10 protein-coding genes are annotated in these 12,278 nt (G+C 68.9%); 4 read left to right on the plus strand and 6 right to left on the minus strand.

Translation table 11 applies throughout. From position 1 onward, the window contains the following. Positions 1-2 precede the first annotated feature (2 nt). Both IEY31_RS12135 and IEY31_RS12140 read left to right on the plus strand, forming a co-directional pair. Complete coding sequence (locus IEY31_RS12135) at positions 3-1,265, plus strand: M16 family metallopeptidase (RefSeq protein WP_188972331.1); 1,263 nt, start codon at positions 3-5, stop codon at positions 1,263-1,265. Next, the gene (locus IEY31_RS12140) at positions 1,258-2,532 is read left to right on the plus strand and encodes a M16 family metallopeptidase (RefSeq protein WP_188972333.1); all 1,275 of its coding nucleotides are present in this window, start codon (positions 1,258-1,260) and stop codon (positions 2,530-2,532) included. Before IEY31_RS12135 ends, IEY31_RS12140 begins: the two co-directional genes overlap by 8 nt. A gap of 42 nt (positions 2,533-2,574) precedes the next feature. On the opposite strand, the gene IEY31_RS12145 is transcribed toward IEY31_RS12140, so the two are convergent. Continuing rightward, a complete protein-coding gene (locus IEY31_RS12145) occupies positions 2,575-3,753 on the minus strand; it encodes a CaiB/BaiF CoA transferase family protein (RefSeq protein ID WP_188972335.1) in 1,179 nt (392 codons plus the stop codon). Positions 3,754-3,927: 174 nt separating this feature from the next. On the opposite strand from IEY31_RS12145, the gene IEY31_RS12150 reads away from it, so the two are divergent. Together IEY31_RS12150 and IEY31_RS12155 are read left to right on the plus strand one after the other, a co-directional pair. Continuing rightward, a complete protein-coding gene (locus tag IEY31_RS12150; protein WP_188972337.1) occupies positions 3,928-6,189 on the plus strand; it encodes a xanthine dehydrogenase family protein molybdopterin-binding subunit in 2,262 nt (753 codons plus the stop codon). A gap of 23 nt (positions 6,190-6,212) precedes the next feature. Continuing rightward, positions 6,213-6,833 carry a GNAT family N-acetyltransferase gene (locus tag IEY31_RS12155; RefSeq protein ID WP_229723558.1) on the plus strand — a complete coding sequence of 207 codons (621 nt, stop codon included), beginning with the start codon at positions 6,213-6,215 and terminating at the stop codon, positions 6,831-6,833. 51 nt (positions 6,834-6,884) lie between these two features. Here the strand turns inward: IEY31_RS12155 and IEY31_RS12160 are convergent, their stop codons facing one another. From IEY31_RS12160 to IEY31_RS12180, 5 genes are all read right to left on the minus strand, one after another. Further along, positions 6,885-7,559: a V-type ATP synthase subunit D gene (locus IEY31_RS12160; protein WP_188972339.1), complete on the minus strand. Its 675-nt coding sequence runs from the start codon at positions 7,557-7,559 to the stop codon at positions 6,885-6,887. A 104-nt stretch (positions 7,560-7,663) separates the two neighbouring features. Further along, entirely contained in the window at positions 7,664-9,082 is a 1,419-nt protein-coding gene (locus IEY31_RS12165) for a V-type ATP synthase subunit B (protein ID WP_188972341.1), read from the minus strand. Further along, positions 9,079-10,827: a V-type ATP synthase subunit A gene (locus IEY31_RS12170; RefSeq protein ID WP_188972344.1), complete on the minus strand. Its 1,749-nt coding sequence runs from the start codon at positions 10,825-10,827 to the stop codon at positions 9,079-9,081. Before IEY31_RS12170 ends, IEY31_RS12165 begins: the two co-directional genes overlap by 4 nt. A gap of 116 nt (positions 10,828-10,943) precedes the next feature. Further along, complete coding sequence (locus tag IEY31_RS12175; protein WP_308424328.1) at positions 10,944-11,303, minus strand: V-type ATP synthase subunit F; 360 nt, start codon at positions 11,301-11,303, stop codon at positions 10,944-10,946. Continuing rightward, positions 11,300-12,277: a V0D/AC39 family V-type ATPase subunit gene (locus tag IEY31_RS12180; protein WP_188972346.1), complete on the minus strand. Its 978-nt coding sequence runs from the start codon at positions 12,275-12,277 to the stop codon at positions 11,300-11,302. The genes IEY31_RS12175 and IEY31_RS12180 overlap by 4 nt, the downstream gene beginning before the upstream one ends. Position 12,278: the final 1 nt, after the last annotated feature.

The raw sequence follows: 12,278 nt of genomic DNA on the forward strand, positions 1-12,278 counted from the left end.
GGATGCCTGCCCTTTCCCAAGCTCCTCCTGCCTGTGAAGTGTGGACGCTGCCCGGCGGCCTGCGCGTGGCCTTCGAGCGCCGGGCCGGGCCGGGCTTCGCCTTTGACCTGCGCCTTCCGGTGGGCAGTGCCCACGATCCGCACGGCCTGGAAGGGGCTTCGGGCGTGCTGGAGGAGTGGCTGTTCAAGGGGGCGGCGGGCCGGGGTGCCCGCGCCCTGCAGGACGCCTTTGACGATCTGGGTGTGCGCCGGGGCGGCGGCGTGGGTCCGGAGGCGACGCGGATGGGTGTCTCTGGTCTGCGGGACGACCTGGGCGCTTCGCTGGCGCTGGTGGCCGACGTGCTGCTGCGCCCCGATCTGCCGGAAGCCGAGTTGCCGGTTTTGACCGATCTGGCGCGGCAGGATCTGGACGGCGTGCAGGACAGCCCGCCCGATCTGCTGGCGCTGGAGGCGCGGCGCGTGGCCTTCCCGCGTCCTGCCGGGTCGCCACTGGCTGGTTTCGCGCACCCGCCGAGCGGCACGCCCGAGGGGCTGGAGGCGCTGACGGCGGCCAATCTGCGGGCGCATCTGGACGCTTACGGGCAGCGGGGCGCGGTGCTGGGGCTGGTGGCCGACCTGGAGCCGCAGGCGGCGCTGAATCTGGTGGCGGGTGCACTGGGCAGCCTGCGCCCTGGCCGCCAGCCGCGCGCGGAGGCGGACTTTCAGGCCGGGCGGCGTGTTCATGTCACCGATGAGGACGCCGAACAGACCCACCTGAGTCTGACAGCCCCCGGCATCGCGCCGGGCGATCCGCGCTGGCTGGCGTGGCAGGTGGCGCTGACGGCGCTGTCCGGCGGCAGTGCCAGCCGCTTGTTTCACGCCGTGCGCGAGGAACGCGGGCTGGCCTACGCGGTCAGCGCCTCGCCCGTGTTGCTGGGCGGCCAGGGCTTTCTGACCGCCTACGCAGGCAGCACACCGGCCCGCGCTCCGGAAACGCTGGAGGTGATGCTGGCCGAACTGGCGCGACTGCCGCAGGGATTGACCGCTGACGAGTTCCGCCGCGCCCGCAGCGGCCTGCGGGCCAGCGTGGTCTTCGGCGCAGAATCCATGCGTGCGCGGGTGGGGGCGCTCACGCGGGACGTGGCCGTGTTCGGGCGCGTCCGCCCGCTGGCCGAACTGCGTGCGGGTCTGGACGCGCTGACCCTGGAGGGCGTGAACGGCTTTCTGGAAGGTTACGATCCCGTTTCGCAGCTGACCGTGGTGACGTTGGGGCCGGACCATGTCTAGGAAGAGTGAGAGCTCCAGGACGGTTGAGGGCCTGAGAGGGCCGGTGCGGCACGTTCTGCCGGGCGGGCTGACCCTGCTGCTGGAGGCCGATCCTGACGCGCAGACCGTCGCCGCCGGGTACTTTGTGAACACCGGGGCACGCGACGAGCGGCCCGCCGAGATGGGCGCCAGCCATTTTCTGGAACACCTGATGTTCAAGGGCTCCGAGCGCCTGTCGGCGGGCGTGCTGAACGAGCGCCTCGACGATCTGGGCGGCCAGTCCAACGCCTTTACCGGCGAGGAGGCCACCGTCTACCACGCCGCTTGCCTGCCGGAACAGACCGCTGAACTGCTGGACACCCTGACCGAGCTGATGCGCCCGGCGCTGCGCGCCCATGATCTGGAGGCCGAGCGCGGCGTGATTCTCGAGGAGATCGCCATGTACGCCGATCAGCCGGGCGTGCGCGTGATCGACGAGTTGCGGGCCGATTACTGGGGCACGCACCCGCTGGGGCATCTGGTGCTGGGCACGGCAGACACCGTGGGGGCCCTGACCCGCGAAGTGCTGGCTGAGGACCACCAGCGGCGCTACGGCGCGGACCGCGTGACGCTGGCGCTGACCGGCCACTTTGATCCGGAGGCGGTGCTGGCGTGGGCCGCCGCGCATCTGGCCGGGTGGCCTGCGGCCGCTGCGCCTGCCGCCGAGGAGCCGCCCCCCATTCCAGTCCACCCCGGCCACGTGCGCGTCATCACCGATCCCGAGTTGAACCGCGTGCAGGTGGCCGCCGAGGCCCCTGGCCTGAGCGTGACCCACCCGCTGCGCGAGGCCGCCGCCGTGCTCGCGGACCTGATCGGCGGTGAGAACGGCGCGCTGTACTGGGCGCTGCTGGACACCGGCCTGGCCGACAGCGCCGACCTGGCCCACCTGGAATACCGCGATGCCGGGGCCTTTGAGGGTGGCTTCTCCTGTGATCCAGAGCGGGCCCAGGAGGTGCTGGACACCTTCCGGGCCGTGTTGCGCGACGCCGGAGCACTGATCACCGAGGAAGCGGTGCGCCGCGCCGCCCGCAAGCTGGCCGTCTCCACGCTGCTGCGCGCCGAGACCCCACAGGGCCGCCTGTTCGCGCTGGGCATGGAGCACCTCGCCACCGGACGGGCCGAGACGACAGAGCAGCTGGTGGCCCACTACTCGGGCGTGACGGCCAGGGACGTGCGTGAGGTGCTGAGGCTGTGCCCGCTGGACCGCCTGACCGTGGTGGCGCTGGGGCCGCTCAAGGCGCTGCAGTAAGAAGCGCTGGAGTCAGAAATGCTGCTCCGGCCTGCGGACCGGCTATTCCTTCAGCTCCTTCAGAATCTCCGCCGTGTGCTGCCCCAGCGTGGGCGGGGCGCGGCGGACGGGCAGCGGCTGGCCCCCGATTTCCCACGGCGGCGAGGTCACGGTGGTGTGGCCCAGCGACGCGTGTTCCACCCGGACCGCCACGCCCCGCGCCCGCACATGCGGGTCGTCGAAGACCTCGGCCATGTTGTTGACCGGGCCGCACGGCACGCCCGCCCGCTCCAGCCGGGCCATGATCTCCTGACGGGTGTAGCGGGCCAGCCCAGCCAGCATCAGCGTGTCCAGTTCGGCGCGGTTGTTCACGCGGCCCTCGTTGGTGGCAAAGCGCGGGTCCGCGCCCAGTTCATCCAGCTCCAGCGCCACGCAGAAGCGCCGCCACAGCGCGTCGTTGCCCACGGCGATGTTCACGAAGCCGTCGCCGCAGGCCACCGTGCCGTACGGCACGATGCTGCGGTGGTCATTGCCGACCGGGACGGGAATCTCCCCGGTGGCCAGGTAGCGCCCCACCTGCGATGACCCCAGCGCGATCACACTTTCCAGCAGGTTCACGTCCACCCGCTCGCCCTGTCCGCTGCGCTCCCTCTGAAACAGCGCGGCCAGAATCGCCTGGGTGATCAGCGATCCGGCGAACACGTCGGCCACGGCCACGCCCACCCGCAGCGGCGGCCCACCGACGTCGCCGTTGTAGCTCATCATGCCGCCCATACCCTGCGCGATCACGTCGTAGCCGGCGCGGTCCCGGTACGGCCCCGACAGGCCGAAGCCGGATATGCTGGCGTAGACCAGCCGCGGATGAGCGGCATGCAGGGCGTCCCAGCCCAGGCCCAGGCGGTCCAGCGTGCCGGGGCGGAAGTTCTCCACCAGCACGTCGCTGGTGGCGATCAGTTCGCGGGCGGCGGCCATCCCTTCCGGCGTCTTGAGATCCAGCTCCACGCTGCGCTTGTTGCGGTTGACGCTCAGGAAGTAACTGGACTCACGGCCCTCCGGCGACTCCTGAAACGGCGGCCCCCAGGCGCGCGTGTCGTCGCCGCCGGGCGGCTCGATCTTGATCACGTCCGCGCCCAGATCGCCCAGCAGCATGGTGCAGAACGGCCCGGTCAGCACGCGGGTAAAGTCGGCCACCCGGATGCCGGACAGCGGGAGGCCGGAAGCGGCAGCGACAGACTCGGTCATGGGTGGGGGGCAGAACAGGGCATGGCGGGACAACCTCCAGGAAGAACGGGGTGGGCGTGCAAAGGATTCCGCCGGAGTGTAGCCCAGTGCCCGCCCCCTGACTGCTGCGGGCCTGGTGGTGTCGGCTGCGGTCACCCCGTAGAATCCCGGTAACACACCCCACTGGAGGTCCGCGTGAAGGACACGGTTCATCTTGGCAAACGGCGCAGGATCATTGACGGCCTGGAAAAGGTCAGCGGCAAGGCCCGCTTCACGGCGGACGTGGCCCTGGCCGGCATGCTGCACGCCCGCCCCGTCCTCTCGCCCTATCCTCATGCCCGCATCCGGGCCATCGACACCGCCGCCGCCCTGGCCCAGCCTGGGGTGACTGCCGTGCTGACCGGGTCTGACCTGAACGGCGGGCGCACCGCCCACTCGCGGCCCAGCATGTTGCTGGCGCAAGGCGAGGTCCGCTTTGCCGGTCAGCCGGTCGCGGTGGTGGTGGCCGCCACCGAGGCCCAGGCCGCCGACGCCGCCGCCCTGCTCGACATCGACTACGAGGTGCTGGACAGCGTGGACGACGCGGCCCAGGCCATGACCGACGAGCGGCTGGTGTGGCCCCAGGGGGTGCCGCAGGCCGACAGCAGTCTGGCCAGCCTGCACGGCGGTGAGGCGAGCGTGCAGGGCGACGAGACGAGATCGAACGTCGACGAGCGCCGGGTCTTCGCGCGTGGCGACGCCGGGGCCGCGCTGGCCGCCGCACACGTCGTGATCGAGCATACCTACACCAACGCGCGGGTTCATCAGGCCTACTTGGAGCCGCACGCGGTGGTCGCCGAGCCGGGCCGGCGCCCCGGACAGGTCACGGTCTACACCAGCACCCAGGGCCAGTACGCGGTGCGCGGTGAGGTGGCCGGCGCTCTGGGCCTGCGCGAGGGCGATGTGCGCATCGAGCCCATGACCGTGGGCGGCGGCTTTGGCGCGAAGTACGGCATTGTCGACGCCCTGGTGGCGGCGGTGGCGCTGCACGTGGACCGTCCGGTGCGGCTGGTTCTCTCGCGCAGTGAGGACATGCTGACCACCATGCCGGCCCCCAGCACCTCCATCCGCGTGCGCCTGGGGGCCGATGAAAGCGGTCAGATCGTCGGCCTCGACGTGCAGGCCGTGATCGAGAACGGCGTCTTCCGCTTCGGGCACGCGGGGATCCTGGCCACCGTGATGGGGGGGATGTACCGCTGCGACAACGTGCATATCGAGACGCTGGAAGTCCTGACCCACCGCGCCCCGGTCGGGGCGTACCGCGCGCCCGGCGTCCCGCAGGCCCTGTTCGCCCTGGAATCGAGCGTGGATGAGCTGGCCCGCGCCCTCGGCCACGATCCGCTGGAGTTGCGCCTGCAGAATGCTGTGGAAGGCGGCGACTCCACCGGCACGGGGCGTCCCTGGCCCGACATCGGCCTGAAGGCCTGTCTGGAACGCGCCCGCGAGCATCCGCTGTGGCGCTCGCGCGGCACGCGGCCCCACGAGGGGGTGGGACTGGCGGTGGGCGGCTGGCCGGGGGGCTTCTCGCCGGCCGGGGCAGTGTGCCGCGTGGACACCGACGGCACCGTGCGGCTGCATGTCGGCAGCGTGGACATCAGCGGGGTCCACAGCTCGATGGTTCTGATCGTCGCCGAGACCCTGGGGATTGACCCTGAAACTGTCGAGATCGTTCAGGGGACCACCGACAGCGGCCCGTACGCCCCGGCCTCGGGCGGCTCGCAGGTCACCATCAGCCTGTCGGGCGCGGTGCTGGGGGCCAGCCAGCAGGTCCGCGAGCAGTTGCTGGACCTCGCGGCCTCGCATTTCGAGGCGCACCGCGACGACATCGAGCTGGCTGAGGGGCAGGCCCGTGTGCGCGGCGTGGCCGGACAGGGCGTGACGCTGGGGCAGCTCGCGCAGCGGGGACAGCGGCTGGCCGGTGGTCCCGGCCCTGTGGTCGCCGAGGGCCGCGCGGCCCTTAAGGGTGGCGCTCCCGGCTTTACCGCCCAGCTGATGCGGGTGCGGGTGGACCCCGACACCGGCCACGTCACGCCGCTGGAGGCCGTGTGTATTCAGGACGTCGGCTACGCCCTCAACCCATTGCTGGTCGAGGGCCAGATGCACGGCGGCGCGGCGCAGGGCCTGAGCATGGGCCTGTACGAGGGCCAGCACTTCGAGAGCGGCACGCTGGCCAATCCGAATTTCCTGGAGTACGTCTTTCCCACCGCCAGCGACGTGCCGCCCATCGACGCGGTGATCGTCGAACGGCCCTCCGAGAACGGTCCCTTCGGGGCCCGCATCGTGGGCGAGCCGCCCATCACGGCGGGGGCCGCCGCCATCGCCAACGCCATCCGGGACGCGGCGGGCGTGCGCGTCACGGCGCTGCCTGCCACGGCTGAGCAGGTCTGGCGGCTGATGCAGGAGCAGGAGCGCGCCTGAGCGGGCACTGGCCCCTGTTCGCGTTGCGGCTCGGGACGCCGCGCCTGGAACTGCGCCCGCCGGATGACGGGGAACTCGCCGCCCTCGCGGACGTGGCTGCAGGTGGCTTGCACCGTCCCGGCGAGCGTCCGTTTCTGACGCCCTGGACCCACCTGCCGCCCCGGGAACGCGCCCTGTTCGTCATGCAGCAACACTGGCTGTCGCGCGGGCAGTGGCGGCCAGAGGCCTGGAGTCTGGGGCTGGGCGTGTTTCACGCTGGTCAGCCCATCGGCATGGTGTCGCTGCGGGGCCACGACTTTCCCATCCTGCGCGAGGTCAGAAGTAGTTCCTGGCTGGGCCTGGAGTTTCACGGCCAGGGCTTTGGCACCGAGGCCCGCGCGGCGCTGCTGCATCTGGCGTTTGCCGAACTGGGCGCGGTGGCCGCCCTCAGCGAGGTCTTTCAGGACAACGCCGCTTCCCAGGGCGTGTCGCGCAGGCTGGGCTACCGGCCAGACGGCCTCTCGCGCGACGTACTGGACGGCCAGCCGGTTGTCTCGGATCGCCTGCGCCTCACGCGGGAGGACTGGGAATGCAACCGGTCCACACCCGTCACAATCACGGGACTGGAACCATGCCGACAGTTCTTCTTCCCCACTTCCGGGTAAGCCACAAAAAACCGCCCCCACTTGGAGGGCGGCTTGGCATGACACCAGGATTCAGCCGGCGGCGGAGCCGCGATTCCCGGCCTGCATGTTCTCGCGTTCGCGCTCGGCGTCGGCTTCCAGCTTGGCCTTGATCTTCTTGAGGGTGAAGCTGGCCTCGCGTTCGCGCTGGTCCAGCACGCTGCGGATAAAGCGGATGTCGTCCTGAATGCCGGGAATCAGGACCTGCTCCAGCGCGTTCACGCGGCGCGAGGTCTTCTTGATCTCCTCGCCAATCCGGCGCAGCTTGGTCTCGGTGGCGGCCACCTTGACGATGCCGTCCATCACGCCGCCGAAATCGGTGGCGGCCTGGATGGTGCGGGCGCCCACGTTGATCGGGCTGAATGCCGTGGTCGTGTCGCGCTCGGGCAGCTCAATGCGCGGCACTTTCACGCCGTACAGGTTGTCAATCTGCATGTTGATGGAGTAGTCGCCGCTGCCGGCCAGGCTCAGGCTCTCGACGGCTTCCGGGGTGTCCCAGGCTTTCGCGCCGAACAGGCTGGTGTACGCGCCCTTGCTGACGCCGGAAAGTTCCTCGCGGGCGGCCAGCGCGTCCTTGACCAGCGCGAAGAACTCGCCGATCAGGGCGTCGCGCTTGCGCTTCAGGAGGTCCGCGCCGCTCTGCGCGGTCTTGAGGCTGGCCTTGCTGGCCAGCATCGCGCTGCGGGTGGGGCTGATCTGTCCTGCCATGTGTGTTCACCTCCTCTGTCGGTGAAGGGCTCACCGTCTACAGGTCACACCGTCTCGCCGCGCTGGGCCGCTTGACGGTGTGACCGTTAGACGGTGGGGCCGGTTTACATGCTCATGTTGCGGCCGCCGCGCCACATCTCGTCCATCTTCTCGCCGTAGAACTTGTCGATCGAGTCCTTGCTCAGGCGGGTCAGCTGGCTCTGCGGCAGCTTGGACAGGATGCCCCAGGCCACGGTCAGGCTGTCGTCGATGCTGCGGTCCTGGTCGCCCTGGCCGATGAAGTACTGCTCGAAATCGTCGGCGAAGCGCAGGTACAGCTTGTCGGTGTCGGTCAGCGCGTCTTCACCAGTGATGGCAACCAGCTTACGCAGGTCCAGCCCGTTGGCGTAGGCCGCAAACAGCTGATCAGACACGTTCTTGTGGTCGGCGCGGGTCTTGCCCTTGCCGATGCCGTTGCCCTGCAGGCGGCTCAGGCTGGGCAGCGGGTTGATCGGCGGGAACACGCCCTTGGCGTTCAGGGTGCGGTCCACCACGATCTGGCCTTCGGTGATGTAGCCGGTCAGGTCGGGAATGGGGTGGGTAATATCGTCGTCGGGCATGGACAGAATCGGAATCTGCGTGACCGAGCCGGGCTTGCCCTGCACCACGCCGGCGCGTTCGTACAGCGACGCAAGATCGGTGTACATGTAGCCGGGGAACCCACGGCGTCCGGGGATTTCCTCGCGCGCCCCGCCGATTTCACGCAGCGCCTCGCAGTAGTTGGTCAAATCCGTCAGGATCACCAGCACATGGTAGCCGTGCTCGAAGGCCAGGTACTCGGCGGTGGTGAGCGCCATGCGCGGGGTCAGCAGACGTTCCACGGCCGGATCGTCGGCGCGGTTCAGGAACAGCACGCTGCGGGCCAGCGCCCCGGTGCGCTCGAACTCCTGGGTGAAGAAGGATACCTCGCGCTGGGTCAGACCCATTGCCGCGAAGACCACTGCGAAGTCGCCCTCGTGGCCCGGCACCTTCGCCTGACGCGCGATCTGGGCGGCCAGCTCGTTGTGCGGCAAGCCGCTGCCCGAGAAGATCGGCAGCTTCTGTCCACGGATCAGGCTGGTGTTCACGTCGATGGTGGAGATCCCGGTCTGGATGAATTCCTCGGGCTTGGCGCGGGCGGTGGGGTTCATCGCCTGCCCGTTGATCGAGAGGCGCTTCTCGGCCACCACGGCGGGCAGCCCGTCGATGGGGCGGCCCAGGCCGTCGAAACGGCGGCCGATCATTTCCTTGCTGACGCCCAGGCGGGCCACGTCTTCCACCAGGCTCACCGAGGCGGTGGCCAGGTCCAGGCCGCGCGTTTCCTCGAACACCTGAATCACGGCATTCTGGTCGGTCACGCTAATGACCTGACCGCCGCGCAGCTTGCCGGTACCGTCCTTGATGTTGACGATGGCGCCGTAGGCCAGGTCCGAGGCGGCATTCACGAACAGCAGCGGCCCGGAGATGTAGGCGACGTCGTTGTATTCCTTCTGGAGAAGGGTCATGCGGTTACTCCCTTGAAGGTCTGGTCGAGTTCGTCCATGACGCCCTCGCCGTAGCTCATGAATTCATCCTCGGCGACGTAGCGGGCGCGGGCCAGCTTCTCGATCACCGGGTTCTGGATGATGTCGTCGATGGTGGCGCCGTTCTTGAGGGCCGAGTCGGCTTCCTCGTAGAACTTCAGGAACATCTTCATCAGGCCGTAGTTCTTGGGCATCGAGGACGAGGCGTCCACGGCATCGAACCCGTTCTGCTGCAAGAAGTCCTGACGCAGCATGCGCCCGGCCTCGATGATCAGCCGCTCGTTGTCCTGCAGGGCGTCGGGACCGACGAGCTGCACCACTTCCTGAAGCGCGGCCTCTTCCTGCAAGATGTTCTGGATGCGCTGGCGCAGTTCAGGAAAGTCCTGTCCGACGTTCTGGCGGTACCAGCCGTCCAGAATCGGCGTGAACAGGCTGTACGAGCCGTTCCAGTTGATCGCCGGGAAGTGACGGCGGCGGGCCAGACCCGCGTCCAGACGCCAGAACGCGCCGGTGATGCGCAGCGTGGCCTGGGTGACGGGTTCGGACATGTCGCCGCCGGCAGGAGAGACGGCCCCGATCACGCTGACCGCGCCGTCCTCGCCGCCCAGGGTCTTGACGGCCCCGGCACGCTCGTAGAACGCCGCCAGCTTCGCGCCCAGGTAGGGCGGGTAGCCTTCTTCTGCGGGCATTTCTTCCAGTCGGGAGCTGATCTCGCGCAGCGCCTCGGCCCAACGGCTGGTGCTGTCGGCCATCAGCGACACGCTGTAGCCCTGGTCGCGGAAGTACTCGGCCAGGGTGATGCCGGTGTACACCGACGCCTCACGCGCCGCCACCGGCATGTTGGAGGTGTTGGCGATCAGGATGGTGCGCTGCATCAGGGGGTTGCCGGTCTTGGGGTCTTCCAGTTCGGGGAATTCCACCAGCACGTCGGTCATCTCGTTGCCGCGCTCGCCGCAGCCCACGTACACCACGATGTCGGCGTTGCCGTACTTGGCCACCGACTGCTGGGTCACGGTCTTGCCCGATCCGAAGGGGCCGGGAATCGCCGCCGCGCCGCCCATCACCAGCGGGAACAGCACGTCCAGAATGCGCATCCCAGTCAGGAAGGGCAGGCTGGGATCGAGCTTCTTGGCGACAGGACGCGGGGCGCGCACGGGCCAGTAGTGGGCCAGACGCAGTTCAGTGCCGTCTTCCAGCGTGGCGATGGTGTCATCGATGGTGTACTCGCCGGCAGCCACGATGTTCCTGATCCGGCCGCTCTTGTCGGGCGGGGTCAGGATCTTGTGGGTAAAGGCGAACTCCGGCACGGTGCCCAGGATCGAGCTGCCGATCACTTCATCGCCCGCCTGAACGCTGGGGGTAAAGCTCCACTTGCGGGTGCGGTCCAGGCTGGAGACCTCGATGCCGCGCGCGATAAAGTCGCCCGACAGCTCGCGGATCTTGTCCAGCGGGCGCTGGATGCCGTCGTAGATGCCGTTGAGCATCCCTGGCCCCAGTTCCACCGACAGCGGCAGGTTAGTGGTTTCCACCGGCTCGCCCACGGTCAGACCGGAGGTATCCTCGTACACCTGCACGAAGGCGGTGTTGCCGTCCAGGCGGATGATCTCGCCCACCAGCCGTTCCGTGCCCACTCGCACGATGTCGTACATCTTCGCGCCGTACATGCCGTCCGCGATCACCGCAGGTCCGGCGATGCTCTGCACGACGCCACTCTTGTTCTGGGTCATAAAGCTCCTTGAGAGAGGTCTAAAAAGTCGAGAGGTCAAACAGTCTAGAAGCGGAACAGGGCGGCATTTGTGCTTTGTGCCGTCTGGCCGTTAGACGGTTTGACCCCAGAGACTGGTTACAGCTTGATATCGAAGCCGATGGTTTCTCGCACCAGCTTGCCCATGTACGCCTTGGCGTCCACGGTGTCGGGCGAGAAGGCGTCTTTCAGGCTGGGAATGGGCAGCAGGATCGGCAGATCACGGCCCCGCATGACGCGGGCGGTGGAGGCCAGCGGATCGGCGATCAAACCGGTGTCCACCGCCACCAGGCCGTAGTTGCCCTCAGTGATCAGCTTTTCCAGCGCTGCCTGGGCGGTTTCTGGCGTCGCCTCGGTTACGAAGACCCCGGCCAGACGGTACCCGGTGGCCGTTTCAGCGTCGCTCAGGACGGCCACCTGACGGGTGTTGCCCGCTTTGAGACCCGAGGAACCGGTCATGCCTGAACCTCCTTGCGAATCTGCTCGTTGCTCAGGTCATAGAACTTGCCGCGTGCGATCAGACGCAGTTTGGCAATCTCGATTTCCTTGCGGCGCAGGAAATCCAGGATGATGCCCACGCCCTCGGGGTCCCCGGCAGCGCTGTTGCGGGCGGCGCGGTCGAGCGTGTTGCGCGCGGCCACCTCCGCCTCTTCCAGCGTGGGGGCTTCGAGAATGGCGGCGATCTCGCTGACGCCGCCCGCGTCCCCGCCCGCCAGACGTCCGTAGCCGGCGGCGTCCAGGCTGCCTCCGGCGACAAACAGGCTGGGGTCGGGGGTCTGGCCGCGCTGCGTGCGCGCGATCAGGGCGTTGGTCACGTCGATCTCGCGGGTCAGGTAGCGGCGCAGGCTGGTGTTGCGGGCCACACCCAGGGCGTAACGGTAATAGCCCTGGTCCAGCGTGACTTCCATGTCCAGCAGGCGTCCGCTGGCCGCGTAGGCGGCGGCCCCGTCGCGCATGGCCTTGGCCAGCGGGTGTCCGCTGACCGCGATGGCGGCGGCGGCGCTGGGCAGATCGGCGCTGGCCGCAGCGGTCTGCAGGGCCGCAGGCTTGATGGTGCCGCCCTCGATCAGCCCACTGCGGATGGCCTCGACGCCCCGGCCCCCGGCAATGCCGCGTGCCACGGTCTTGAGGTTGACCAGGTCCCACTTCATCAGCAGGGTCTGGATCTCACGCTTGGCGTCGCCGTCCGCGAAGCCCAGCACCCGCTGGGAGGTGTCGAAGAAGTTGCGGCTCAGGGCGCGGTCCAGCTCACCCAGGCCCGCCCCCTCGCCGGTGGTTTCGCGCAGGTTGGGGGCCAGGTCGGTCTCGGTCAGCACCCGCAGAAATTCGGCGTAACTGCCCGACGCGAGCGCCGAGTCCAGGGCGCGCCCGTCCAGCAGCTTGGTGCGCATGACGCGCACGCGCGTATTGATGTACGAGTAATCGTCGGGCATA

Source organism: Deinococcus aerolatus (assembly GCF_014647055.1).
GTDB classification, from domain to species: domain Bacteria; phylum Deinococcota; class Deinococci; order Deinococcales; family Deinococcaceae; genus Deinococcus; species Deinococcus aerolatus.